We start from the raw sequence: 24,227 nt of genomic DNA, 5'->3' as shown, positions 1-24,227 counted from the left end.
TCGCCATAACCTCGACGTGTGTCGACATCTCACGAACCTCTAGAAAATACGTGCTGTTTCTGTGAGATATAAACGTGCGTGCGCCCCTTCGATGCTTTTATACCTTCTCCCCCGAAGGTAATTCCAACAATGTCAAACTTCGACCGTCGCGACTTCGTCAAGGTGACCGGCGGGCTCGGCGTCGCCGGCCTGACCGGTCTCGCGGGCTGTTCGGGCGGGCCCTCCGGGGACGGTGGCGGCTCCGAGACGACGACGACCAGCGGTGAGACGTCGGACGGCGAGACGACCACCGAAGCCGAAGCGGCGGCGAACATCGGCCTCGTCTACGGGACGGGCGGCACCGGCGACGGGTCGTTCAACGACCAGGCGAAGCAGGGCATCGAGCAGGCCGTCGAGGAGCTCGACATCGCGTACCAGTCCGCCGAGCCCGACGAGGTCTCGCAGTTCAGCAACTACCAGCAGCAGTTCGCGAGCTCGACCGACCCGAACTACGACCTCGTCTCCTGCATCGGCTACCTGCAGGCGGACGCGCTCTCCGAGTCGGCCTCCCAGTACCCCGACCAGCAGTTCCAGATCGTCGACTCGACGGTCGAGGGCGACAACGTCGCGAGCTACGTCTTCCAGGAGCACGAGGGCTCCTTCCTCACCGGCGTCCTCGCCGGCCACCTCACGACGATGAGCTTCGAGGCGGGCGCGGGCGCCACCCAGTCCGACTCGACGAACGTCGGCTTCGTCGGCGGCGTCGAGGGCGACCTCATCGGCAAGTTCGAGGCCGGCTACAAGGCCGGCGTGAAGTACGCGAACGACGACGTCGACATCCAGACGTCCTACGTCGGGAGCTTCAACGACCCCTCGGGCGGGCAGGAAGCCGCGCTCGCGATGTACAACTCCGGCGCGGACATCGTCTACCACGCCTCCGGGAACACGGGCACCGGCGTCTTCCAGGCCGCCCAGCAGAAGGGCCGCTTCGCCATCGGCGTCGACCGCGACCAGTCGCTCACGAAGCCGAGCTACGCGGACGTCATCCTCGCGAGCATGGTCAAGCGCGTCGACACCGCCGTGTACAACTGCGTGAAGAACGTCGTCAACGAGAACTTCAACGGCGGGTCGACCACGACGCTCGGCCTGCAGGACGGCGGCGTCGCCTGCGTCTACGGCGACGAGCTCGGCGGCGACATCCCCGAGGACGTCAAGACGGCGGTCGCCGACGCCCGCCAGTCCATCATCGACGGCGACATCGACGTCCCGACCGACCCGAACGACGCCTGAACAGGTCGCCCATAGCGGCGACGGCGGCATACACATTTCCACATTCTGCACGCACACAATGAGTGATTTGGCGGTTCGACTCGACGGCATCACGAAGCGGTTCCCGGGTGTCGTCGCGAACGACGACGTGACCTTGGAGGTCGAGACGGGAACGGTCCACGCCCTCCTCGGTGAGAACGGCGCGGGGAAGACGACGCTGATGAACGTCCTTTACGGCCTCTACGAGCCGACGGCGGGTCGCGTCGTCGTCAAAGGCACGGAGCGGGACTTCGACTCGCCGCGCGACGCCATCGACGCCGGCGTCGGCATGATCCACCAGCACTTCATGCTGGTCGACCCGATGACGGTCGCGGAGAACATCGTCCTCGGGAACGAACCCCGGAAGTGGGGCGGGCTCGCGGTCGACCGCGACGCCGCGCGTCGCGAGGTCCGCGAGCTGAGCGAGCGCTACGGCTTCGACGTCGACCCCGACGAGACGGTCGCGGACGTCAGCGTCGGCGTCCAGCAGCGCGTCGAGATCCTGAAGGCGCTCTACCGGGGCGCGGACGTCCTCATCCTCGACGAGCCGACGGCCGTCCTCACCCCACAGGAGGTCGAGGACCTCTACGACGTCATCGAGGAGCTCACCGAGCAGGGGAAGACGATCATCTTCATCACGCACAAGCTCGGCGAGGCGATGCACGCCGCCGACGACATCACCGTCCTCCGGGACGGGAAGCACGTCGCGAGCGTCCCGGCGGCGGAGGCGACGCGCGAGGCGCTCGCGGAGTACATGGTCGGCCGGCAGGTCGACATGCAGTTCGAGAGATCGGACGCCGAACCCGGCGACCCCGTCCTCACCGTCGAGGACGTGAGCGTCCGCGACGACCGGGGCGTCCCCGCAGTGACCGGCGCGTCCTTCGGCGTGCGCGAGGGCGAGGTGTTCGGCGTCGCGGGCGTCGACGGGAACGGCCAGTCGGAGCTCGTGGAGGCGATAACGGGCCTGCGGAGCGCCGAGTCCGGAACCGTCTCCTTCGACGGCGCGGACGTCACGGAGACGCCGCGACGCGAGCGCATCGACTGCGGGATGGCGTACATCCCCGAGGACAGACAGGAGCGCGGGCTCGTGATGGACTTCGACCTCGTGGAGAACGCCATCCTCGGGAGCCAGCACGCCGCGCCGTTCGCGGAGCGCGGCCAGATCGACTGGGGGAGCGCCCGCGAGCACGCCGAAGACGTCGTCGAGACGTACGACGTCCGGCCGCCGGACGTCGACGCGCGCTCGGCGGCGCTCTCCGGGGGGAACCAGCAGAAGTTCATCGCCGGCCGCGAGTTCGAGCGCGACCCCCGTCTCGTCGTCGCGACGCATCCGACGCGCGGCGTCGACATCGGCTCGACGGAGTTCATCCGTCGGCGCCTCCTCGACCTGCGCGACGAGGGGCGCGCCGTCCTCCTCGTCTCCTCGAAGCTCGACGAGGTGCAGGGGCTCTCAGATCGGCTCGCCGTGATGTACGAGGGCGACCTGATGGCCGTCGTCGAACCGGATGACGTCACCGAAGAGGAGCTCGGGCTGTTGATGGCGGGCGAGTACCCCGACGGGTTCGACGCCGAGTCCGCCGCCGAGACGGAGGTGGCGCGATGAGCGCGCGCGACCGGGCGCGTGCGGCCCTCGAGCGCCTCGTCCGCGCCTCGGGCTTCGAGCGCTTCCTCATCAGCGCCTCCGCGCTCCTCCTCTCGATAGCTATCGGCTTCGTCATCGTCCTCGTCGCCGGCCGGATGACGTCCTGTAGCACGGCCGCGACGACCTACGTCGGCGTCGGCTTCTGCTACGACCCCATCGGCGTCTACGAGAAGCTCTTCTTCGGCGCGTTCGGGGACTTCCTCGCGGACCCGCTGAACGGCAACGTCGCGACGACGCTCGCCGAAACCACCGTCTTGCTCTTCACGGGCGTCGCCGTCGCGCTCGCGTTCCGCGCGGGCGTCTTCAACATCGGCGCACAGGGCCAGCTCGTCCTCGGCGCGCTCGCCACCGCCGTCGTCGTGGGTGCCGTCGCCCCCCTCGTCGCCGGCTTCGGCGTCGCCACCACCGTCGTCCTCGTCACCTTCGGCCTGCTCGTCGGCGCACTCACCGGCGGCGCGTACGGCGCGCTCCCCGGCGCGCTGAAGGCGTACGCGGACGCGAACGAAGTCATCACCACCATCATGCTGAACTTCGTCGCGACGTCCGTCGCGCTCTTCCTCGTCGGCGACCCGAACTGGTTCAAGGACACCGAGAGCGTCGCGAACCAGACCGTCCCGCTCCCCGACGTCGCGCTCTTCCCGACCGCGCTCTTCCGGGCGCGCGACGACTTCTCGCTCATCGCGCTCGGCGTCGGCCTCCTGACGCTCGTCGGCGTCTGGCTCCTGCTCACGCGCACCTCCTTCGGCTACGACCTGCGCACGAGCGGCCTGCAGGCGCAGGCCGCCGAGTACGGCGGCGTCGACGCCAAACGAACCATCGTCTCCAGCATGGCGCTCTCCGGCGCGCTCGCCGGCGTCGGCGGCGCCGTCTACGTCCTCATGATCCTCGGCAACTTCCAGACCGGCGTCCCCTCCTACGGCTTCGACGGCATCACCGTCTCCATCCTCGCGGGGAACAACCCGCTCGGCGTCGCGGCGGCCGCGCTCCTCTTCGGCGTCCTGAAGAGCGGGTCCATCGTCGTGCAGGTCGGCTCGAACGTCCCCCCAGAGCTCGTCGGCGTCCTGCGCGGCCTCATCATCCTCTTCGTCGCGATGCCGGAGTTCTTCCGCATGATCGGCCGCCGCGTCGTCGGCCCCGTCGCCGGCGACGGGGCGCCGATGGCGACCGACGGCGGCGTCGGAGGTGGTGACGATGAGTGAGTCTGGGTCGTCCACCGGACCCGTGGCGACGACGCTCCGCCGGGCCGCCGGCTGGTTCGGCGAGCGCGGCCTCGTCCAGCGCCTCTCCATCAGCGTCGTGACGCTCGCGCTCGTCGCGCTCGTCGTCGCGGGCGTCGCCTTCCCCGGCTCGAAAGCGGGTGCGCTCGTCGGCGTCCTCCTCTCGGAGTCGACGCTCGGCGCGACGCTCAGGCTCTCCGTCCCCATCGCGCTGGCCGCCGTCGGCGGCATCTTCTCCGAGAAGGCCGGCGTCATCAACATCGGCCTCGAGGGCCTGCTCATCATCTCCGCGTTCAGCGCCATCTGGATGACGGACGTCACCGGTAGCCTCGCGCTCGGCGTCCTCGGCGGCGTCGTCGCGAGCACGCTCCTCGCGGCGCTCTTCGCCGTCGTCTGCATCAAGTACCGCGCCGACCAGATCATCGCCGGTCTCGCCGTCTGGCTCATCGCGCTCGGCCTCGCGCCGTTCGCGTCCTCCGTCATCTACGGCAGCACGAACACGGACAGCGTCCAGACGGTGCAGACGGTCACGCAGATGGGGATTCCCGTCCTCAGCGACGTGCTCACCGCGACCATCCCCGGGACTGGGACGTCGCTCGCCGGCCTCCCGTTCGTCGGCGCGCTCTTCGACGCGACGCCGTTCGTCTACCTGATGTTCCTCGTCGTCGCGCTCTCCTGGTACGTCCTGAACCGGACGACGTTCGGGCGCTGGGTGCGCGCGAGCGGCGAGAACCCGAAAGCGCTCGACACGGCGGGCGTGAACGTCCACCGTGTGCGCTACGCGGCCGTCGTCCTCTCCGGCGTCCTCGCCGGCATCGGCGGCGCCGCGCTCTCGCTCAGCATCGGCCAGTTCACGGGGAGCGGCCCGACGATGGTGAACGGGAAGGGGTTCATCGCCATCGTCGCGTTCCTCTTCGGGAACTACAACCCCATCGGCGCGCTCCTCTCGACGATGCTGTTCGCGGGCCTCGACGCCGTCCAACTCACCCTGCAGGCGCTCGACGTCTTCGACGTCCCGCGCCCGCTCGTCCGCACCATCCCCTACGTCACCGTCATAATCGTGCTCGCGCTCTTCGGGCGCACGCGCGTTCCGGAGGCCTCCGGCGAGCACTACGACACCGGCGAGGACCGCTAAAGACACGCCTTTTTCTTCGTGTCGCGCGAACGCCGACCCGTGAGCGACGACACCGAATCCGATATCGACGCCCTGCTCGAGGCGGCGCGCGACGCCTGCGAGAACGCCTACGTCCCCTACTCGGAGTACGCGGTCGGCGCGGCCATCGAGACCGCCGACGGGTCGGTCTACGTCGGCTGTAACGTCGAGAACGCGAACTTCTCGAACACCCTGCACGCCGAGGGGGTCGCGATCGCCGAAGCCGTCGCGGACGGCCACCGCGAGTTCGCGCGCCTCGTCGTCTCCGCCGCCGCGCGCGACGGCGTCACGCCCTGCGGGCGGTGTCGCCAGACGCTCGCGGAGTTCTGCGCCGAGGAGTTCCCCGTCTACTGCGACACCGGCGACGGCCTGCGCGAGTACGCGCTCGGCGAGTTGCTCCCCGACACCATCACGCCCGAAACGCTCGGCGTCGAGGAGTAACGTGCGCGCCGAGGAGACCCGTCCGCTCAGGCGACCATCCGCGCGATGGCGCGCCGGTTGACGAGGAGGAATCCACAGACGATGAGCGCGAAGCCGCCGACGAGCGCGAGCGTGACGGGTTCGCCGAGGAACGCCACGCTGAGGGTGGCGGTGACGAGCGGGACGAAGTAGGAGACGAGCGTCGTCCGCGTCGCGCCGATTTCGGCGATGAGCGTGAAGTAGGCGGCGTACGCGCCCGCCGTCGCGACGACGCCGAGGTAGGCGAGCGCCGCGTAGAACGTCGGCGTCGCACTCGCGAGAGTGAACGGTTCGCCGAGCAGCCACGCGGTCGGGAGGAGGAGGACGCCGCCGAGGCAGAGCGACCACGCGGTGCTCGCGACGGTGTCGATCTTCGCGGGATAGCGCTGGCTGGCGACGCTCCCGATGGCGACGAAGAGCGCGGAGGCGAAGACGAGGAGCTCGCCGACGACGTGCGCGCCACCGAGGGTACTCGGCGAGGGCTGTGCGACGACGGCGACGCCGAGGATGCCGAGGAGGACGCCCGCGACCTGATTCCACGAGAGGCCGTCTTCGGGGATGACGACGGCCGCGAGCGCGGTCGCGATGACCGGATTGAGGCTGAAGAGGACGGACGCGACGCTGCTCGTGACGGACTGCTGGCCGGCGAAGAGCAGGGCGTTCGCCCCGCCCGTGATGAAGAGTGCGCCGAACGCGACGACCGCGAGGTCGCCGCGCGAGCGCGGAATCCACCGGTCGCCCGTCCCGGCGAGGACGGCCGCGACGGGGAGGATGACGACGGACGCGGTGAGGAGACGAAGCGCCGCGAAGAAGACGGGCGCGCCCGGGACGGCGCCCAGACCGACCTTGATGGCGACGAAGGAGCCGCCCCACGCGAGCGCGCAGTAGACGAAGAGAGCGGCGGTCCGATTGCGGAGCACGGCGCCCGCTACGGGTGACCGTGGTTTTCAGGTGACGGTTCCGGCACGCAGTGAGCCGACCCGGATCAGAGGACGTTCCAGGCGTCGGCGACGCGCTTCGGGCCGGTGATCTTGTTGATCCACCGGGCGGCCGCGCCCTTCTTCAGCGTCTTCGCGGGGAGGCCGCCGAACGTCTCGACGGGGCTGTCGAAGCCCTCGAAGGAGACCTGGTGGGCGACCGCCGTCTCGCCGATGCTGACGAGCGTGCCCTGGTCCTCGTACGTCCAGCGCTCGAGCGGGCGGCCCTCGATGGCTGCGGCGATGTTCTTCCCGGCGACCTCGGCGGACTGCCACGCGGCCTGCGCGGTCGGCGGCGCGGGGTTCTCGCCCTGGTCGATGAGGGAGTCGTCGCCGATGGCGAAGACGCGTTCGTCCTCCGTCTGGAGGTTCGAACCCGCCTTCAGGCGGTTATGCTCCTTCTCGACGTCGACGTCGCCGAGCTCGGCGGGGCCGGTGACGCCGCCCGTCCAGAGGAAGACGTCGTAGTCGAGGGCGTCGCGCTCGTCGAACTCGATGGCGTCCTCGGTCGCCTTCGTGATCGGGTCGTCGGTGAGGATGTCGATGTCGCGCTCCTCGAGGCGGTGGCGGAGCGCGCCCTGGATCTCCGCGTTGCCCGGCGGGAAGATCTCGGGGAGTGCCTCGACGAGCGTCACGTCGATGGGGGCGTGGTTCCGGTCGCGGAACTCCGCGACCTCGCCGGCGGACTGGATGCCCGAGAGGCCGGCACCGCCGATGACGACCTGCGCGGGGTCGTCGCGGGTGGCGTCGCGCGCGGCCTCCTTCACCTGCTCGTGGATCTCGACGGCGTCGTCGCGGCTCTTGAGGGTGAGCGGGTGCTCGTCCATCCCCTCGATGCCGTACGTCGCGGTGTCCGAGCCGATGGCGACGAGGACGTAGTCGTACTCGATGGTGGAGTCGTCGGCGAGGGAGACGACGCGCTCGTCGACGTCGACGTCGGCGACTTCGCCCTGCACGAACTCCGTCTCGGGGTCCTTGATGTCGCCGACCGGGATGGAGAGCTTGTCCTTGACGCTCGCGTCGCGGATGATGCGGTGGGACTCGTGGAGGACGAAGTGGTAGTCGTTCTCCGCGACCCACGTCAGTTGGGCGCGTTCGGGGAGATGCTTCTGGAGCGACTTGACCGCGCCGGCGCCCGCGTAGCCGGCGCCGAGAACGACGACTCTGGTAGCCATGGTCTGGGGTCTGCGTCCCTGGAATACAAAGCCTTTGGAATGCGGCGAGAGAGAGACGACGAAATAGACGACTGCCGAGTCAGCTAGTGCTCGGGCGCTTCAGCGGGGGCTTCCATCCGGTCGATCTTGAGGATGAGGACGTTGCCCGTGTCGTCCTTCCCGTCGACGGTGCCCTCGACGACGAGCTTGGAGAGCGGCGTCGGGCCGACGAGGACGTGGTCGCCCTCGTGGAAGTCGCGCACGCTCCCGCGAAGGTGGATCTCCGCACGGCAGAGGTCGGGGTGGTGGACGCTCGTCAGGCTGATCTCCTGGACGTTCGCGCCCTCGTGCTCCTCGCCGTCGTGGAAGACCGGGACCTCGGCGGCGGAGTCGAGCTCCTGGACGTCGAGCGCCTTGTAGGCGTTCGACGTCGGCTTGTATCCGCCCTTCGGGCCGGGGACGCCCTCGACGAGCTGGAGGGCTTTGAGGCTCTGCATCTGGTTGCGGATGGTGCCGGGGTTCCGGTCGACTTCCTCGGCGATGTCCTCGCCCTTCACGGCCTCCTCCTGCTGCGTGTAGAGGTCGACGAGAGCCCGCAAGATAGTCTTCTGACTCGGCGTGAGTTCGATCGATGACATTGTCGACAATAGGGCTGGCGAGCGCATAAAACCCCCGAATACGTACCTCTCCGGAGACGCGTCGCCCCCGAGTTACCGACCGTCCGGTCGATTCTCGTCCGAGTCAGCCATCGAACGACCACTCTCAGCACCCCTGAGACGTGATGACGTCGCGTAGGTTCCTCGACCCCCTCCCGTCACATATCCGATGGATTTTCGTCGGCCGGGTGCAATCGACGCGTATGAACGGGAAACGCGTCCTCGTCACGGGCGGCGCCGGTTTCATCGGCTCGAACCTCGCGAACCGCCTCGCCGAGGACAACGACGTCGTCGCGCTCGACAACGGCTACCTCGGCACCCCGGAGAACCTCGACTCGGACGTGGAGTACGTCGAGGCCGACGTCCTCGACGAGGACCTCCCGACCGACGTCGACGTCGTCTTCCACCTCGCCGCGCTCTCCTCGCGGCAGATGCTCGAGGAGAACCCCCGGCAGGGCGCGCGCGTGAACGTCGAGGGGTTCGTGAACGTCGTCGAGCAGGCCCGCGACGCGGGCTGTGAGACGTTCGTCTACGCGACGACCTCCTCCATCTACGGCAGTCAGACCGACCCCTGCCCCGAGGACATGCCCGTGGACGCCGCCACCGGCTACGACGCCTCGATGCTGGGTCGGGAGCGCTACGCCGAGTACTACTCGAACTTCTACGACGAGCTGACGCTCGCGGGGATGCGCTTCTTCTCCGTCTATCAGGGCTACGGCGGCGCCGAGGAACACAAGGGCGAGTACGCGAACACCGTCTCGCAGTTCACCGAGCAGATCGCGAGCGGCGAGTCGCCCGTCCTCTGGGGCGACGGCTCGCAGACCCGCGACTTCACGCACGTCTCCGACATCGTCACCGGCCTCGTGCGCGCCGCCGAGGAGGAACTCGACGGCGTCTACAACCTCGGCACCGGCGAGAGCTACTCGTTCAACGAGATGATCGAGCTGATCAACGACGCGCTCGGCACGGACGTCGAACCGGAGTACGAACCCGTCCCGCTCGACAACTACGTCTACCACACGAAGGCCGACATCTCGAAGATACAGTCGGCGACCGGCTGGGAGCCCGAAATCAGCTTCGAGGAGGGCGTCGAGCTGGTCTGTGAGCCGTACCGGCGGGACTGAGCGCAGCGAAGCCGCGCCGAACGAGCGAACGGGAAGACGACCCGTGAGCACCGCGACGACGACCGGTAGGGAGGCGTCGCGAAAACGCGAACGCCGAGCGCGCTGAGGCGTGAGCACATCGAGCCCGCCGCTTTTTAGCCGCGCCCGCACCCATCTCCGTGCATGACTCGAGACGTGCGGATCATCGGGGCACCCTCGGACTACGGCGCGAACCGGCGCGGCGTCGACATGGGGCCGTCGGCCATCCGCTACGCGGACCTCGCGGCCGGTATCGAGGCGACGGGCGCGACCGTCCACGACGCCGGCGACCTCGCGGTGCCGCGCGCGGAGGAGCGCGACCCGGACCGCGAACAGCCCACCGTCGGGAAGGCGAAGTTCCTCCGCGAGACGCGCGAAGTCTCCCGGACGCTCGCGGACGCCGTCGCCGACAGCCTCGCGGACGGCGAATTCCCGCTCGTCCTCGGCGGCGACCACAGCATCGCCATCGGGTCGCTCGCCGGCACCGCGCGCGACGCCGAGGTGGGCGCGGTCTGGTTCGACGCGCACGGCGACTTCAACACGCCGGAGACGAGTCCCTCCGGGAACGTCCACGGGATGCCGGTCGCGGCCGCGCTCGGGAAGGGGTCGTTCGCGGACGCGACGTGGGCGCGCGCGGACGGCCTGCGCGAGGAGAACGTCGTCTTCGTCGGCCTTCGCGACATCGACGAGCACGAGCGCGAGGCGATCAACGAGAGCGACGTGACGGCGTTCACGATGTCGGACATCGACGAGCGCGGCATCAGCGCGGTCGTCGAGGAGGCGCTGGACGTCGCGAGCGCGGGCGTCGACGGCGTCCACGTCTCCTTCGACCTCGACTGGCTCGACCCGAACGAAGCGCCGGGCGTCGGGACGCCGGTCCGGGGCGGGGCGACCTACCGGGAAGCCCACTGGGCGCTCGAGGCCGTCGCGCGCCGCGACGCCGAGGACGGCGTCCTGCGCTCGATGGAGCTCGTGGAAGTGAACCCGATCCTCGACCAGTCGAATCAGACGGCCGAGATGGCGGCCGAGCTCGCGGCGAGCGCGCTCGGCGAGCGCATCCTCTGAGTGCTCCCGGCCGACGGCGCGCCCGAGCGCGCTCGTGTGGCCGCGTGCGACCGCGTCCGCTCCCGCAACGATGCTCCGGCCGTGGCGGGCCGCGCCCACGTTGATGCGTGGCCCCACGTCGATGCGTGGCCGGTCCGTCGCGCCCGACGAGTGTCGTCCTCACGGCGCACAGCGCGGGTTCGACGCGTTCACGCGCTCGGGGTCGGGGTCGAGGCGCGCCGGAACGGGCGTGCAGTCCGCCGTCACGTTCGTCGCGCCCCAGTAGGAACCGGTGGCGTCGAGGACGCCGACGGCGTCGGCGTTGTAGACCGCGCCCTCGCCGTTCCCGTAGAAGCTCGCGGCCGTGAGACCGACGGCCGTCGCGTCCCCCTCGACGTAGAGGCCGTGGCGGCTCGCGTTCGTGAACGCCGTCCGCGCGAACGAGACGTCGGTGGCGTTCGCCGCGAGGTACGCGCCGACCATCCCTCCGGAGAGGTGCGCGTCGCGGACGGTCGTCCCGTTCGCCGCGCCGCCGACGTAGAGGCTGATGTTCCCCGCGCCCGTCGCCCGCACGTCGCGGACCGTCGCGGGTGCGAACACCTGGAGGGCGTTCGACCCGACGTTCGTCACCGTGACGTTCGAGACGGTCGTGTTCGACCCGTAGGTCGTGAGGCCGCTGTCGCCGTCCGCGCGCAGCGTCAGGTTCGAGACGGAGACGTTCTCCGCGAACTCGACGTAGAGGAGGTCGCGCTGAGTCGCGTTCACGTCGCCCTCGATGACGACGCCCGAGCGCGACTGCCCGACGATGCTGAGGCCGTCGAGCACCTGCCCGCGCACGCCGAGGCCGACGTACGTCTCGTAGTAGGTGCCGTTGCGCACGTAGAGCGTCTCGCCCGGGTGGGCGTGCCACGCCGCGAGCGCGAGGTCCGTGTACGTCACGCCGGGCGGCCCGGCCGCGTCCACGACGACGTCCGGGCAGAAGCCCGTGCAGGCGTGCGAGACGGAGCGGACCGTCCGCGTCTCCCCACCGCGCACCGCGAGCACCCGATACGTCCCCGTGCGCGCGGGGTACGCGTAGAGCGTCGCGTTCGCGCGAGCCGTCTCGTCGACGACGTCGCCGCGCGGCCCGACGAGTCGGACCGCCTCCGCGTCGCTCATCGCGCTCACGTTCACCGTCAGCACCTCGACGTCGTCGGCGGTCGTGTACGTGGTGACGCTCACGCTCGCGTTCGGTTCGGGTGCGTCCGGCGCGCTGAAACCGCCCGAGAAGAGCAGTACCGCCGCGAGGAGCGCGACGGCGAGCAGGCCGATGAGGGCCCGCGCGCCGTCACGCACGGCCGCCCCCGTGCTCCGTCCCCCGAACGCCGCCGCCGACCGCACGCAGTCGTCGCTGTGTCGTGGTCACGATACGCACCCACTACGGGTGGAGGTACAAAGAACTACGTGAGTGCCGCTAGTCGTCCGCCGGGTCGGGCGTGAAGACGTCGACGGCGGCGAGGCGGTCGTGGGACTCGAGGTCCATCACGGTGACGCCCTGCGTGTTCCGGCCGTACTCCGAGACCTCGGAGACGGGCGCGCGCATGATCTGGCCGTCCTCGCTCATCGCGACGAACTCGTCGTCGTCGTCGACGACGTGGACGCTCGCGACGCGGCCGTTGCGCTGGCCGGTCTTGATGTCGACGAGGCCCTTCCCGTTGCGGGACTGGCGGCGGTACTCGGTGAGGGCCGTGCGCTTCCCGTAGCCGTACTCGGTGACGGTCAGGAGGTCGCGCTCGTCCCCGTCGTACGCGGCGGCGACGCCCGCGATGCGGTCGCCGTCCTCGAGTTTCACGCCGCGTACGCCGCGCGCGGAACGCCCCATCGGCCGCGCTTCGGACTCGTCGAAGCGGATCGCCATCCCGTCCTCGGTGCCGAGTATCACGTCGCCGTCGCCGTCCGTCACCTCGACGTCGACGAGCGCGTCGCCGTGCTCGAGTTTCACGGCACGGATGCCCGAGGATCGAATGTTCGCGAACTCCGAGACGGCGGTGCGCTTCACGTAGCCGTCGCGGGTCGCCATCGTGAGGTACTCCTCGTCGGAGTCGAAGTCGAGGTCGTCGGCGGTGACGACCGCCGAAATCTCCTCGTCGTCGTCGAGGTCGATGACGTTCACCGCCGACGTGCCGCGCGCCGTCCGGGACATCTCCGGCACCTGATAAACCTTCAGGCGGTAGACCTGCCCCTGATCCGTGAAGCAGAGGAGGTAGTCGTGCGTCGACGCCGTGAACACCGTCGAGACGCGGTCGCCCTCCTTCAGGTCGGTGCCGATGACGCCCTTCCCGGCGCGGTGCTGGCGGGTGAACGTCTCGACGGGCGTGCGCTTGATGTAGTCGCCCTCGGAGAGCGTGACGACGACGCGCTCCTCCGGGATGAGGTCCTCGTCCGTCACCTCGCCCGTGCTCTCGATGACGCGCGTCCGGCGCTCGTTCGCGTACTCCGCCTTCAGCTCGCGCAGCTCGTCCTCAATGACGCCGAGCAGTTCGCTCTCGTCGCCGAGGATCTCCTCGAGGCGCTCGATGCGCGCGGTGACCTCCTCGTACTCGTCCTCGATCTCGGCGGCCTCCATCGACGTGAGGCTCCCGAGCTGCATGCGGACGATGTGCGCGGCCTGCGACTCGCTGAAGTCGAAGGTCTCGCTGAGCGCGGCCCGCGCGGCGTCGCGGTCGGCGGCGTCGCGAATCGTCTCCACGACGTCCTCGGCGTTCTCGAGCGCGCGGAGGCGGCCCTCGAGGATGTGTGCGCGCTCCTCCTTCTCCGCGAGCTCGTGCTCGGAGCGCCGACGCACGACCGTCTTGCGGTGCTCAAGGTAGTGCTCGAGCATCTCCTTCAGCGTGAGGACCTCCGGCTGGCCGTCGACGAGCGCGAGGTTGATGACGCCGAACGTCCGCTCGAGGTGGGACTCAAGGAGGTGGTTCTCCACGATGTCCGTGTTCGCGTTCGACTTCAGCTCGACGACGACGCGGATACCGTCCCGGTCGGACTCGTCGCGCAGGTCGCGAACCCCCTCAAGCGACCCGTCGTTCACGTCCTCCGCGATGCGCTCGACGAGGCGGGACTTGTTCTGCTGATAGGGGAGCTCGGTGATGACGATGGAGTCGCTCCCGCGGTCGTTCTCCTCGACGTGGTACTCCGCACGGACCCGTAGGCGCCCGCGACCCGTCTGGTAGGCCTTCCGAATGGCGTTTCGGCCGACGATGTTCGCGCCCGTCGGGAAGTCCGGCGCGGGCACGTGCTCCATCAGGTCCGGAATCGAGCAGTCCGGGTTCTCGATGAGATGGACCGTCGCGTCGATGACCTCCCCGAGGTTGTGCGGCGGGACGTTCGTGCTCATCCCGACCGCGATACCCGAGGAGCCGTTCACGAGGAGGTTCGGGAACGACGCGGGGAGGACGGACGGCTCCTCGAGGCGGCCGTCGTAGTTCGCCTCGAAGTCCACCGTGTCCATGTCGATGTCCGCGAGCAACTCCTCGGCGATGGGCGCCATGCGCGCCTCCGTGTAGCGCATCGCCGCCGGCGGGTCGCCGTCGATGCTGCCGAAGTTCCCCTGGCCGTCCACGAGCGGCTCGCGCATCGAGAACGGCTGGGCCATCCGCACGAGCGTGTCGTAGATGGCGGAGTCGCCGTGCGGGTGGTAGTCACCCATCGTCTCGCCGACGATGGACGAGCTCTTCCGGTGTGCGGAGCCGCTGCTGACGCCCGCCTCGTGCATCGCGTAGAGGATGCGCCGGTGGACGGGCTTCAGGCCGTCGCGCACGTCGGGGAGGGCACGACCCGCGATGACGCTCATCGCGTAGTCGATGTAGGACTGCTCCATCTCCTCCTCGACGCGCACGTTCTTCACGCGCTGTGCGACGTCGTCGTCGGGTACGTCAGGTGATTCGGAACTCATAGCGGTAGTGAGACAGTTAGATGTCGACCCATTTGGCGTCCGTCGCGTGCTCCTGGATGAACTGCTTGCGCGGGCCGACCGCGTCGCCCATCAGCACGCTGAACATCCGGTCGGCCTCGGCGGCGTCCTCGACGGTGAACTTCTTCAGGACGCGGTTCTCGGGGTTCATCGAGGTGTCCCAGAGCTGCTCGGGGTTCATCTCCCCGAGGCCCTTGAAGCGCTGGACCTGACTCGGGTTCCCGTTGCACTGCTCCTCGATGATCGCATCGCGCTCCTCCTCCGTCATCGCGTCGTAGGTCTCGCCGCGATAGCGGATGCGGTAGAGCGGCGGCTGGATGGCGTAGACATGCCCGCCCTCGAGGAGCGGGCGCATGTGCCGGTAGAAGAACGTGAGGAGGAGCGTGCGGATGTGCGCGCCGTCGACGTCGGCGTCCGTCGCGAAGATAATCTTGTCGTAGCGCAGCTCCTCGATGTCGAACTCCTCGCCGATTCCGGTGCCGGCGGCGGTGATGAGCGCGCGGATCTCGTCGTTCTCCAGGATGCGGTCGAGGCGGTGTTTCTCGACGTTCAGTATCTTCCCCTTGATGGGGAGCACCGCCTGGAACTCCCGATCGCGGGCCTGCTTCGCGGAGCCGCCCGCCGAGTCGCCCTCGACGATGAAGAGCTCGGCGTCCTCGGGCTCGCGCGTCTGGCAGTCGGCGAGCTTCCCGGGGAGCGCGCCCGACTCGAGGGCGTTCTTCCGGCGCGTCAGCTCCTCGGCCTTCTGTGCCGCCTTCCGGGCCTTCGCGGCCTCGACGGCCTTCTCGACGACGGCTTCGGCGGTGTCCGGGTGCTCCTCGAAGTAGGTTCCGAGGCCGTCGTGGACGGTGGACTCGACGATGCCCCGAACCTCGGAGTTCCCGAGCTTCGTCTTCGTCTGCCCCTCGAACTGCGGGTCGGGGTGCTTGATGGAGACGACGGCGGTGAGCCCCTCGCGGATGTCTTCGCCCTTGAGGTTCTCGCCGTCGAGCTCCTTCAGGAGGCCGTGTTCGCTCGCGTAGTCGTTGACCGTGCGCGTCAGCGCCGTCTTGAACCCCGTGAGGTGCGTGCCGCCCTCGCGGGTGTTGATGTTGTTCGCGAACGCGTGCGTCGAGGACTGGAGGTCGTCGGTCGCCTGCATCGCGATTTCGACCTGCACGTCCTGCTCCTCGCCGGTGAGGTAGATGACGTCCTCGTGGAGCGCCGTGCGGGACTCGTTGAGGTACTCGACAAACTCGCGGATGCCGCCCTCGTAGTGGAAGGAGGTCTCGCGGCCGTCCTCGCCCTCGCGCTCGTCTTGGAGGGTGATGGTGACGCCGCTGTTGAGGAACGCGAGCTCGCGGAGGCGGCTCTCGAGGGTCTCGAACTTGAACTCGGTCGTCTCGAAGATTTCCGAGTCCGGCGTGAAGCGGATGAGCGTCCCCGTCTGGTCGTCGGGGACGTCCGTGATGCGTTCGAGGTCGGTGACGGGTTCGCCGCGCTCGAAGCGCTCGCGGAAGCGCCCGCCCTCGCGGTCGACGACGACCGCGAGCTGCTCGGAGAGGGCGTTCACCACGGAGACGCCGACGCCGTGGAGGCCACCGCTGACCTGGTAGGACTTGTTGTCGAACTTCCCGCCGGCGTGGAGGACGGTGAGGATGACCTCGACGGCCGGCCGGTCGTACTCCGCGTGCGTGTCGATGGGGATGCCGCGGCCGTCGTCCTCGACGCTGACCGAGCCGTCGTCGTGGAGCGTGACGGTGATCTCGTCGCAGTGGCCGGCGAGCGCCTCGTCGATGGAGTTGTCCACGACCTCGTAGACGAGGTGGTGGAGACCCCGTGCGTCGGTAGAACCGATGTACATCGCCGGGCGCTTTCGGACCGCTTCTAGTCCTTCGAGCACCTGAATCTGCCCGGCTCCGTACTCGCCTGAGTCTGGCATGGGGATTGAGTGCGTCTAGTATTCCCTGCCGTATAAACTCTCGTACACGCGCGCGTAGGCGCGCGAATCGCGGCCGCCCTCGCGCCCCGGTTTCAGCTGACGTGCGCGGCGACGTCGGCCTGCGTGATGATGCCGACGGTGTCGCCGTCCTCGGTGACGATGACGGCCGTGTAGTGGTCAAGGAGGCTCGACACCTCCTCGAGGGTTGCGTCCGGCGAGACGGTGGGGAAGGACTCGCTCATCACCTCCCGGACGGGGCTGTCGCCGACGTCCGCGCCCGCGTGCACGACGTCGCTCTCGCTGATGGACCCCACGGGAACGCCGTCGGCGATGACGGGGAGCTGCGAGTAGCCCGCCGTCTGCATCTGGTCGACGGCGTCGTGGACGGCGTCGCTCGGCGCGACGCTCACGACTTCCGAGTGCATCAGGTCGCGCGCGCGGACGACGTCGCCCTCGGCCTCGTCGAGCGCCTCGACGATGCGCCGCAGCGTCGAGAGACGGGGGTCGACGTCCCCGCCCTCGATGCGCGCGATGAGGGGCTGTGAGACGCCCGCCCGCTCGGCGAGTTCGCTCTGCGTCAGCCCGAGGGCGTTCCGGCGTTCCCGGAGGTCCTGGGGCGTGGGGAGATACATAGCCGTAATTACCCGAAGTTATAGATAAGTCTACTCCCCGTCTTCCGGCTCCTCGACGACCTCGATGACTTCGAGGGGGACGTCGCGGAGCGCCCCGCCGACCTCGCTCTTCGCGATGCGCGAGGCGTGCTCCTCGGAGTCCGCGTTGAAGACGGTGAGTTCGAGGACGAGGCCGACGAGCGCCGTCTCGGCGGCGAGGAACGCCGCGTCGAGCGGTTCGCCACAGGCCGGACAGCCCGTGACGCCGGCCTCCACTTCGACGTAGTCGAGGTCCTGGTCGTTCAGTCGACGGCCCGCTTCGCTGACCGCGACGCCGATAGCGTCGTCCGACTCCTCGACGTCACGAACCAGCCACGCGGCCTCCATCGCCACGACGTAGTTGCTCATACCGGAGAGAAGGACCCCGGGTAGTCGTGTCTTGTGGTTGCCGGGCGCCGCGCGCGTCGGCGACGTGCCGTGGCGCGGACGTGACCGCGATTATCGCCATAACTTACGCGAACGTGTGCCGTCACGTCAGCCTCGGTGACGGACCGCGGGCGGGCCGCCGCAAGTCCAGTTGCACCGAGCCGAACCCGAGTTGAATCGCCAGACTACGTCGGGGTGTGCGGGTCACCCGCATCGGCAAACTACTTATACGGTGGTCCGGTGAGAGGTGAGCAAGCAGATGCGCACACGGTTCGCCCGTCTCGTCACCGCCGTCCAGTACCAGTTCACGCTCGCCGTCGCACTCACGCTGCTCCCGCTCGCGACCATCACGCGACGCCTCGGCGTCACCCTCCCCGTCCACCGGCTCCTCGAGCGCTCCGGGGACGCCTACCGGAGCACGCGCTGAAGAGGCCGCCGACGGACCCCCGAGTACCCGCCGGAAGGGTGGATTTTATACGTCACCCGCGACTATCGACACTCAATGTATAATCCCAGTCAGGGCTCCGAGTTCTCGCGGAACGCAGAGCGCCTCCCCGACGGTCCCGGCAACCCCTACGAGCCGGAGCTCGGCCACGTGCCCGAGAACAACATGAGCGAGCAGGACATGGACAACATCAACAAGACCGGCACCACCATCGTCGGCATCACCACCGAGGAGGGCGTCCTCATGGCCTCCGACATGCGCGCCAGCCTCGGCGGCCGCGTCGTCTCCAACAAGAACGTCCAGAAGGTCGAGCAGATTCAGGAGAACGCCGCGCTCTCCATCTCCGGGAGCGTCGGCGGTGCGCAGTCCTTCATCCGCACGCTGAAGGCCGAGTCGAACCTCTACGAGGCCCGTCGCGGCGAGCGCATGTCCATCAACGCGCTCGCGACGATGGCCTCCAACCTCCTTCGCGGCGGCCCGTTCTTCATGGTCGTCCCGATCCTCGGCGGCGTCGACGAGGAGGGCTCGCACGTCTACAGCCTCGACCCGAGCGGCTCCTCGCTCTCCGATAAGTACACCGCGCAGGGCTCCGGGATGCCGTACGCGCTCGGTACCCTCGAGAACAACTACCGCGACGACCTGACGATGGACGAGGCCGAGCAGATCGGCGCGAAGGCCATCCAGGCCGCGAGCGAGCGCGACACCGCGTCCGGGAACGGCATCCACCTCACGAAGATCACCGAGGACACCGTCGAAATCGTCGGCCACCAGGACGTCGAGGACGTCCTGTAACGCGGCCACCCCTCGCCTCCTCCGTTCTTCCGTTCTTTCACGCCGCGTAGCGACGGCGACGGACGACGCCCGTCGACGGCCCAGCCGTCCGCCTATCCGCGCCGATTGCTCCGGTGGTTCGCCGCCTCGACCTCGCCGCCTCGACCCGTCCAGTCCGCGAAGCTCCCGGTGATGAGCGTGTCGCGCTGGTGTTCGAGGTAGTCGAACTGCATCTCGTAGACGGCGTTCTCGAAGGACGCGCCATCGTCGAGGTTCTCGCGGACGCGTTCGCGCTTCCAGTCGGCGGGCGTGATGCCGTGGCGGGCGCGCTGGCGGAGCGGCCAGAGGTACTTCGCGGCCGTCTCCTCGTCGAGGCCGCGCGCCCGTAGGCCCGCCTCGGCCTGCTCGAAGAGGTCGGTGTACATCTCCGTCGCGTCCGTCGTCTCCCCGTCCGGCCCGAGGTAGGTCAACTCGGCGTCGCTCCCGTCGCGGACGGCGGCGTAGAAGTTCTCGCGCGCCGTCTCCCACGGGAGGTCGTAGAGCGGGTGGTCGCGCGCCACCATCGCCTCAAGCGACCCCGCGAGGAGCGCCTGAAACGCCATCGTGTCCCGAACGGTCGGCTGCCCGGGGAGCGGGCGGAACTCGATGCGGGCGTTCGCGGACTCCTTCGAGGAACCACCGAACACCGGGCGCACCCAGCGCCAGTAGGTGCCGTGCTTCATGCGGAAGTGCGCGAATTCGTCGTCGAAGCGCCCGCCCGTCTCCACGGGCATCGGGACGATGGTGTCGTCCTCGACGACGGCGTCCACGGCGTCGTGCACGCTCTCGAAGTCCCGGGGGAAGCGCACCTTCTCCTGCTCGCCCGGGACGTTCAGGACGGACTCGAAGACGTCGATTCGGGCCTCGTCGTGGCCCTCCTCGAGGATCGCCGCCGGGCTCGCCTCGGCGTCGTAGAGGTCCGGCGGGTAGAACGGCGAGTTCACGCCGAGCGCGACGAGCGGGCCGGCGAGGCGCACCGCGTACCGGAAGTAGGTCGGGAGGTCGACGGCCTGTGGCACCTGATAGTGGGGCTGGATGGAGGTGATGAGCGCTTCCGGCATCACGGTGTCCGCGTCGAGGGAGACGTGTGGGGCGTCGAGCACCATCCCCGCCGGTTCGTCCGTGTTCGCCATCGCGTGATAGCGCGTCGAGGCGCTCATGTTCGTCGCGATCTCGACGCCGGCGTCCGTCACGCTCGCCGTCAGGTACTCGCGCGCCGTCTCGCCCTCCGGCGGAATCGTCCACATCGCGTCGCTCACGAGGTGGAGGCCCTCGGCGTCCATCGGCTCCGCGGCGGCCTCGAGGCGCGCGCGCACCTCGGCCTCTTGGGCTTCGAGGCCGAACTCGTTCAGCGGCTGCGGGCTCGCCGTCATCTCCGCGTTGTGGAGGCCGAGTTCCTTCTCGAAGCCGACGAACTCGAGGAGGCGACGCGGGATGCGCGCGAGCGAGCCGTCGTCGGAGACGCCGTAGAACTCGTACTCGAGGCCGACGATGGCCTGCGGGTTGTCGAACGTCCCCGCCTCGATTTCCGCCTTGATGACGTCCGCGTCCTCGCGCACGCGCTCCTGGAACGCCTCCGGGTCCACGTCCAGTACCGACTCCACGTCGCGTGCGAGTTCCGACTCAGCCATGCCGTCGGCTTCGGGCGGTCAGGACTTGAAAGACCCGCCCGAGGCCCTACGACTCCTCGTGGGCCTCCCGGAGCTCGTTCAGGTGGCTCTCGAGCACGTGGAGCGCCGCGTCCGCGTCCGTGTAGCCGCGCTCGTAGTCCTCGTAGACGCTGTCCGCGCCCGCGAGGAACTGTGTGACCGCCTCGTCGAGGTCGTCGCCGTCGTCGTCGCTCATACCTGTCCCTGTGAGTCCCGTGCGACTAAAGCGGTCGGTGTTCGGCCGCCGCGTCGTCGGTGCTGGTGCTGGTCGCGGACGCCGCGACGCAGTCGAGTGGGTTCGCCTCCGCGTGGCTCGCGGCTCCACCGCTTGCTCTGCCCGCGGACGCCGGAGGCGTCCGCGTGGCTCACGAGTCGTCTCTCCCCGTTCGCACGTCTCGCAGAGACCCGCTTCGCTCGCCTCCGCGTGCCTTAAGTCCGCGCTCCGGCTATGCGACGCAAATGGAGTTCGCCGAGTTCGCCGAGCACGCGGCCGGTATCGAGGCCGAGCCCGCGGACCTCGAAGTCGTGTCGCTCGTCGCCGACCTCTTCGCGGAGGCGGACGCCGACCTCGGGGTCGTCGCGCGCTTCGTGCAGGGGCGCGTCTTCCCCGCGTACAGCGAGCGCACGCTCGACGTCGGGCCGAGCCTCTGCCACGAGGCAATCGCGCGCGCCGCCGGGCCGAACGTCGACGCGGCGGACGTCGAGGCGCGTCTCGCGGACGAGGGCGACATCGGGCGCGTCGCCGCGAGCTACGACACCGGCGGCCAGCGCGGCCTCGGCGCGTTCGGGGCGACGGCCGGAACGACCGCCCTCACCGTCCGAGAGGTGTACGACGAGCTCGCGGGACTCGCCGCCGCCGAAGGCGCCGGGAGCCAGGACGAGAAGGTGGCGACGCTCTTCGGCCTCCTCTCGCGCTGCGACGGCGACGCCGAAGCGCGCTACCTCGCGCGCCTCGTCCTCTCCGAGATGCGCATCGGCGTCGGCGAGGGCACCGTCCGGGACGCCATCGCCGAGGCCTTCGACGTCGACGTCGCGGCGGTCGCGCGCGCCCTCCAGGTGTCGAACGACTACGGCCTCGTCGCGGAGACCGCGCGCGAGGAGGGCGCCGCCGGCCTCGCGGACATCCACCTCGAGGTGGGCCGGCCCGTGCAGGCGATGCTCGCGCAGGCGGGGAGCGTCGCGGACGCCATCGAGGCGTGGGAGACCGTCGCCGTCGAGACGAAGTTCGACGGGGCGCGCGTCCAGCTGCACCACGACCCCGGCGGCCACACCGAGGTCTTCAGCCGGAACATGGAGGAGGTGACGGCCGCGCTCCCCGAGGTCGTGGAGTTCGCCGAGCGCCACCTCGACGCCCCCGCGATACTCGACGGCGAGGTCGTCGCCGTCGCCGAGGACGGGAGTCCGCTCCCGTTTCAGGAAGTGCTCAGACGATTCCGCCGGAAGCACGACGTCGAACGGATGCGCGAGGAAGTCGCCGTCGAGCTGCGGGCGTTCGACTGCCTGCACGCGGACGGCGCAGACCTCCTCGACGCGCCGCTCACCGAGCGCCACGACGCGCTCGCGGCCCTGCTCGCGGGGACGGACGCCGTCTCCGACCTCCTGCTCTCGGACGACGCCGACGACATCGAGGCGTTCGAGGCCGACGCCCTCGAAGCCGGCCACGAGGGCGTGATGCTCAAGGACCCGGAGTCGGCCTACACCCCGGGCAAGCGCGGGAAGCAGTGGCTGAAGCGCAAGCCCGACGTCGAGACGCTCGACCTCGTCGTGACGGGCGCGGAGTGGGGCGAGGGCCGACGCGCCTCGCTCCTCGGGACGTTCCTCCTCTCCGCGCGCACCGAGGACGGCTACGCGACCATCGGGAAGGTCGCGACCGGCATCTCGGACGACGAGCTCGCCGACCTCACCGACCGCGTCGAACCCCACGTCGTCAGCGAGGACGGCCAGACGCTCGACGTCGACCCGCACGTCGTCTTCGAGGTGGGCTACGAGGAGATCCAGCGCTCGCCGACGTACTCCTCGGGGTACGCGCTCCGCTTCCCGCGCTTCCTCGCCGTCCGCGACGACAAGACGCCGGAGAGCGCGGACTCGCTCGAGCGCGTCGAGCGCCTCGTCGAAAGCCAGTGACGCCGCGCGCCGCCGTCCTCGACCTCGACGGCACGCTGGTGAGCGGCGACGCCCTCCTCCCGGGCGCACGCGACGCGGCGGCGGCGATCCGCGAGCGCGTCGAGGCCGTCTGCTTCCTCACGAACAACCCGACGGTCCCCCCGGAGGCGTACGCGGCGCGCCTGCGCGACCTCGGCATCGAGGCCGCCCCCGAGGAGGTGGTGACGGCCTGCACGGCCACGCTCGCCTACCTCCGCGAGCACCACGCCGACGACGCGGTCTACGCGATTGCCGGCGACGACATCGTCGCGCAGCTCCGCGACGCCGGCGTCTCGCTCGTCGCCGACCCCACGGCGTGCGAGTGCGTCGTCGCCGGCTACGACCCCGACTTCGACTACGACGACATGCACGCGGCGCTGCGCGCGTTCGGCGACTCGGGGGGCGTCGGCTTCGTCGGCACCGACCCCGACCGCACCATCCCGACCCCCGACGGCCCGGTCCCGGGGTCGGGTGCCATCGTTCACGCGATTTCGGGCGTCGTCGAGCGCGACCCGGACGTCGTCCTCGGCAAGCCCTCCGCGGCGACCGCCGACATCGTCGCGGAGCGCCTCGGCGTCCCCGCCGCGGACACCGTCGTCGTCGGCGACAACCCCGCGACGGACGTCGCGTTCGGCGAGCGCGCCGGGATGACCACCGTCCGCGTGCGGACCGGCCTCGGACGCGCGGACGGCGGGCCCGACGCGGACGTCGTGGTGGACGACATCCGGGCGGCCGTCCGGGTCTTCCGCGAGGCGTAGCTTTAGGAGCGCGAGCGCACACCTCTCCGTATGACCGTCACCTTCGGTTCGCACACGCTCGAGTGGCTCGGCTACGCGTGCGCTCGCGTCGAGACGGCGGACGGCACCGTCGTCTACACGGACCCCGGGCGTTACGGCACGCTCGACGGAACGTGGGACGACGACTACGGCGCCCACCCCCACCCTCACGGGCGAGCGTACGACGCGCGCGACGGCGACGTCGTCCTCGTCACGCACGACCACCACTACGACGACGAGGGCGTGCGCCGCGTCGCGAAGCCGGACGCCACCGTCGTCGTCTACGAGGGCGTCTCCGCCGAGGGCGTCCACGAGAGCTCCGGGCGCGACGTCGCGGAGCCCGAGGCCCTCGACTACGACATCGAGCGCGTCGCGTACGGCGACCACCTCGACGTCGCGGGCGTCGGTATCGACGTCGTGCCCGCGTACAACCGCGCGGACGGCCCGCGCGACGACCACCCCTACGAGTTCGGCTGTGGCTATCGCTTCGTGCTCGACGAACGCGCGTACTTCTGGACGGGTGACTCGGACGTCGTCGACGAGCACGGCGACCTCGACGTGGACGTCCTCCTCCCGTCCATCGCCCAGTCGTTCACGATGGACCGCCACGGCGCCGCCGACCTCGCGCACGACCTGCGTCCGGACCTCGTGCTCCCCGTCCACTACAACACGTTCGGCGCGCTCGCCGCGGACGACGAGGCGTTCGCCGCCGACGTCGCCTCGCGCGGCGTCCCCGTGGTGCTCGACCGGCCGCGCGAGGGAGAATAACG

Annotated in this window: 22 protein-coding genes; 12 read left to right on the top strand and 10 right to left on the bottom strand. The window is 69.7% G+C overall.

The genetic code is table 11. The features are described 5' to 3' along the window. Positions 1-129 precede the first annotated feature (129 nt). The 5 genes from EFA46_RS09595 (at position 130) to cdd (ending at position 5,740) form a co-directional block, all read left to right on the top strand. Positions 130-1,269 carry a BMP family protein gene (locus EFA46_RS09595; RefSeq protein WP_123076324.1) on the top strand — a complete coding sequence of 380 codons (1,140 nt, stop codon included), beginning with the start codon at positions 130-132 and terminating at the stop codon, positions 1,267-1,269. A 58-nt stretch (positions 1,270-1,327) separates the two neighbouring features. Continuing rightward, positions 1,328-2,890 (top strand): ABC transporter ATP-binding protein, encoded by a 1,563-nt coding sequence (locus tag EFA46_RS09590; protein WP_123076326.1) that lies wholly within the window; start codon positions 1,328-1,330, stop codon positions 2,888-2,890. Continuing rightward, positions 2,887-4,128, top strand: a complete 1,242-nt coding sequence (locus EFA46_RS09585) for an ABC transporter permease (protein WP_123076328.1) — start codon at positions 2,887-2,889, stop codon at positions 4,126-4,128. Before EFA46_RS09590 ends, EFA46_RS09585 begins: the two co-directional genes overlap by 4 nt. Next, on the top strand, positions 4,121-5,281 hold the full coding sequence (locus EFA46_RS09580; RefSeq protein WP_123077389.1) for an ABC transporter permease: 1,161 nt from the start codon (positions 4,121-4,123) through the stop codon (positions 5,279-5,281). The genes EFA46_RS09585 and EFA46_RS09580 overlap by 8 nt, the downstream gene beginning before the upstream one ends. A 63-nt stretch (positions 5,282-5,344) precedes the next feature. Continuing rightward, positions 5,345-5,740, top strand: coding sequence for a cytidine deaminase (gene cdd, locus EFA46_RS09575; RefSeq protein ID WP_123077391.1), 396 nt, complete (start codon positions 5,345-5,347; stop codon positions 5,738-5,740). 26 nt (positions 5,741-5,766) lie between these two features. On the opposite strand, the gene EFA46_RS09570 is transcribed toward cdd, so the two are convergent. From EFA46_RS09570 to EFA46_RS09560, 3 genes are all read right to left on the bottom strand, one after another. Continuing rightward, positions 5,767-6,678, bottom strand: a complete 912-nt coding sequence (locus tag EFA46_RS09570; protein ID WP_123076330.1) for a DMT family transporter — start codon at positions 6,676-6,678, stop codon at positions 5,767-5,769. A 65-nt stretch (positions 6,679-6,743) separates the two neighbouring features. Further along, positions 6,744-7,910 carry an NAD(P)/FAD-dependent oxidoreductase gene (locus tag EFA46_RS09565; RefSeq protein ID WP_123076332.1) on the bottom strand — a complete coding sequence of 389 codons (1,167 nt, stop codon included), beginning with the start codon at positions 7,908-7,910 and terminating at the stop codon, positions 6,744-6,746. Between the two features lie 83 nt (positions 7,911-7,993). Continuing rightward, a complete protein-coding gene (locus EFA46_RS09560) occupies positions 7,994-8,527 on the bottom strand; it encodes an Rrf2 family transcriptional regulator (RefSeq protein ID WP_123076334.1) in 534 nt (177 codons plus the stop codon). Between the two features lie 221 nt (positions 8,528-8,748). Between EFA46_RS09560 and EFA46_RS09555 the strand changes: the two genes are divergently transcribed. Then, a complete protein-coding gene (locus tag EFA46_RS09555) occupies positions 8,749-9,669 on the top strand; it encodes an NAD-dependent epimerase/dehydratase family protein (RefSeq protein WP_123076336.1) in 921 nt (306 codons plus the stop codon). 162 nt (positions 9,670-9,831) lie between these two features. Continuing rightward, complete coding sequence (gene rocF / locus EFA46_RS09550; protein WP_123076338.1) at positions 9,832-10,752, top strand: arginase; 921 nt, start codon at positions 9,832-9,834, stop codon at positions 10,750-10,752. Positions 10,753-10,911: 159 nt separating this feature from the next. Here the strand turns inward: rocF and EFA46_RS09545 are convergent, their stop codons facing one another. The 5 genes from EFA46_RS09545 to EFA46_RS09525 all read right to left on the bottom strand — a co-directional run bounded on the left by EFA46_RS09545 (position 10,912) and on the right by EFA46_RS09525 (position 17,617). Beyond that, positions 10,912-12,066 carry a right-handed parallel beta-helix repeat-containing protein gene (locus EFA46_RS09545; protein ID WP_123076340.1) on the bottom strand — a complete coding sequence of 385 codons (1,155 nt, stop codon included), beginning with the start codon at positions 12,064-12,066 and terminating at the stop codon, positions 10,912-10,914. Between the two features lie 118 nt (positions 12,067-12,184). After that, positions 12,185-14,659: a DNA gyrase subunit A gene (gene gyrA / locus EFA46_RS09540; RefSeq protein ID WP_123076342.1), complete on the bottom strand. Its 2,475-nt coding sequence runs from the start codon at positions 14,657-14,659 to the stop codon at positions 12,185-12,187. Between the two features lie 16 nt (positions 14,660-14,675). Next, positions 14,676-16,598: a DNA topoisomerase (ATP-hydrolyzing) subunit B gene (gyrB, locus tag EFA46_RS09535; RefSeq protein WP_123076344.1), complete on the bottom strand. Its 1,923-nt coding sequence runs from the start codon at positions 16,596-16,598 to the stop codon at positions 14,676-14,678. Positions 16,599-16,690: 92 nt separating this feature from the next. Beyond that, on the bottom strand, positions 16,691-17,230 hold the full coding sequence (locus EFA46_RS09530) for a CBS domain-containing protein (RefSeq protein ID WP_123076346.1): 540 nt from the start codon (positions 17,228-17,230) through the stop codon (positions 16,691-16,693). A 30-nt stretch (positions 17,231-17,260) separates the two neighbouring features. Beyond that, a complete protein-coding gene (locus EFA46_RS09525; RefSeq protein ID WP_123076348.1) occupies positions 17,261-17,617 on the bottom strand; it encodes a DUF555 domain-containing protein in 357 nt (118 codons plus the stop codon). 277 nt (positions 17,618-17,894) lie between these two features. On the opposite strand from EFA46_RS09525, the gene EFA46_RS09520 reads away from it, so the two are divergent. Continuing rightward, positions 17,895-18,062 carry a hypothetical protein gene (locus EFA46_RS09520; protein ID WP_176969859.1) on the top strand — a complete coding sequence of 56 codons (168 nt, stop codon included), beginning with the start codon at positions 17,895-17,897 and terminating at the stop codon, positions 18,060-18,062. Between the two features lie 75 nt (positions 18,063-18,137). Continuing rightward, a complete protein-coding gene (gene psmB, locus EFA46_RS09515) occupies positions 18,138-18,872 on the top strand; it encodes an archaeal proteasome endopeptidase complex subunit beta (RefSeq protein WP_123076350.1) in 735 nt (244 codons plus the stop codon). A 92-nt stretch (positions 18,873-18,964) separates the two neighbouring features. Here psmB and EFA46_RS09510 read toward each other — a convergent pair whose 3' ends face one another. Both EFA46_RS09510 and EFA46_RS09505 read right to left on the bottom strand, forming a co-directional pair. Beyond that, the gene (locus EFA46_RS09510; RefSeq protein WP_123076352.1) at positions 18,965-20,521 is read right to left on the bottom strand and encodes a hypothetical protein; all 1,557 of its coding nucleotides are present in this window, start codon (positions 20,519-20,521) and stop codon (positions 18,965-18,967) included. 46 nt (positions 20,522-20,567) lie between these two features. After that, the gene (locus EFA46_RS09505; RefSeq protein WP_176969858.1) at positions 20,568-20,735 is read right to left on the bottom strand and encodes a hypothetical protein; all 168 of its coding nucleotides are present in this window, start codon (positions 20,733-20,735) and stop codon (positions 20,568-20,570) included. A 263-nt stretch (positions 20,736-20,998) separates the two neighbouring features. On the opposite strand from EFA46_RS09505, the gene ligA reads away from it, so the two are divergent. From ligA to EFA46_RS09490, 3 genes are read left to right on the top strand one after another with little or no spacing between them, the layout of a single operon-like run. After that, positions 20,999-22,663: an ATP-dependent DNA ligase LigA gene (gene ligA / locus EFA46_RS09500; protein ID WP_123076354.1), complete on the top strand. Its 1,665-nt coding sequence runs from the start codon at positions 20,999-21,001 to the stop codon at positions 22,661-22,663. Continuing rightward, positions 22,660-23,439 (top strand): HAD-IIA family hydrolase, encoded by a 780-nt coding sequence (locus EFA46_RS09495; RefSeq protein ID WP_123076356.1) that lies wholly within the window; start codon positions 22,660-22,662, stop codon positions 23,437-23,439. The genes ligA and EFA46_RS09495 overlap by 4 nt, the downstream gene beginning before the upstream one ends. A 30-nt stretch (positions 23,440-23,469) precedes the next feature. Further along, a complete protein-coding gene (locus EFA46_RS09490; protein ID WP_123076358.1) occupies positions 23,470-24,225 on the top strand; it encodes an MBL fold metallo-hydrolase in 756 nt (251 codons plus the stop codon). The last annotated feature ends 2 nt before the right edge of the window (positions 24,226-24,227 follow it).

The sequence above is a fragment of the Halarchaeum sp. CBA1220 genome (assembly GCF_003721175.2).
Classification (GTDB): Archaea; Halobacteriota; Halobacteria; order Halobacteriales; family Halobacteriaceae; genus Halarchaeum; species Halarchaeum grantii.
The sequence above is the reverse complement of the archived record's forward strand: the minus strand, read 5'-3'. Positions and strand labels throughout refer to the sequence as shown.

Bases quoted from the DNA above. Each gene is read 5' to 3' on its own strand.
- EFA46_RS09595 (WP_123076324.1), top strand. From the start codon at position 130: ATGTCAAACTTCGACCGTCGCGACTTCGTCAAGGTGACCGGCGGGCTC.
- EFA46_RS09590 (WP_123076326.1), top strand. From the start codon at position 1,328: ATGAGTGATTTGGCGGTTCGACTCGACGGCATCACGAAGCGGTTCCCG.
- EFA46_RS09585 (WP_123076328.1), top strand. From the start codon at position 2,887: ATGAGCGCGCGCGACCGGGCGCGTGCGGCCCTCGAGCGCCTCGTCCGC.
- EFA46_RS09580 (WP_123077389.1), top strand. From the start codon at position 4,121: ATGAGTGAGTCTGGGTCGTCCACCGGACCCGTGGCGACGACGCTCCGC.
- EFA46_RS09565 (WP_123076332.1), bottom strand. From the start codon at position 7,910: ATGGCTACCAGAGTCGTCGTTCTCGGCGCCGGCTACGCGGGCGCCGGC.
- EFA46_RS09560 (WP_123076334.1), bottom strand. From the start codon at position 8,527: ATGTCATCGATCGAACTCACGCCGAGTCAGAAGACTATCTTGCGGGCT.
- EFA46_RS09555 (WP_123076336.1), top strand. From the start codon at position 8,749: ATGAACGGGAAACGCGTCCTCGTCACGGGCGGCGCCGGTTTCATCGGC.
- rocF (WP_123076338.1), top strand. From the start codon at position 9,832: ATGACTCGAGACGTGCGGATCATCGGGGCACCCTCGGACTACGGCGCG.
- gyrA (WP_123076342.1), bottom strand. From the start codon at position 14,659: ATGAGTTCCGAATCACCTGACGTACCCGACGACGACGTCGCACAGCGC.
- gyrB (WP_123076344.1), bottom strand. From the start codon at position 16,598: ATGCCAGACTCAGGCGAGTACGGAGCCGGGCAGATTCAGGTGCTCGAA.
- EFA46_RS09530 (WP_123076346.1), bottom strand. From the start codon at position 17,230: ATGTATCTCCCCACGCCCCAGGACCTCCGGGAACGCCGGAACGCCCTC.
- EFA46_RS09525 (WP_123076348.1), bottom strand. From the start codon at position 17,617: ATGAGCAACTACGTCGTGGCGATGGAGGCCGCGTGGCTGGTTCGTGAC.
- EFA46_RS09520 (WP_176969859.1), top strand. From the start codon at position 17,895: ATGCGCACACGGTTCGCCCGTCTCGTCACCGCCGTCCAGTACCAGTTC.
- psmB (WP_123076350.1), top strand. From the start codon at position 18,138: ATGTATAATCCCAGTCAGGGCTCCGAGTTCTCGCGGAACGCAGAGCGC.
- EFA46_RS09510 (WP_123076352.1), bottom strand. From the start codon at position 20,521: ATGGCTGAGTCGGAACTCGCACGCGACGTGGAGTCGGTACTGGACGTG.
- EFA46_RS09505 (WP_176969858.1), bottom strand. From the start codon at position 20,735: ATGAGCGACGACGACGGCGACGACCTCGACGAGGCGGTCACACAGTTC.
- ligA (WP_123076354.1), top strand. From the start codon at position 20,999: ATGGAGTTCGCCGAGTTCGCCGAGCACGCGGCCGGTATCGAGGCCGAG.
- EFA46_RS09490 (WP_123076358.1), top strand. From the start codon at position 23,470: ATGACCGTCACCTTCGGTTCGCACACGCTCGAGTGGCTCGGCTACGCG.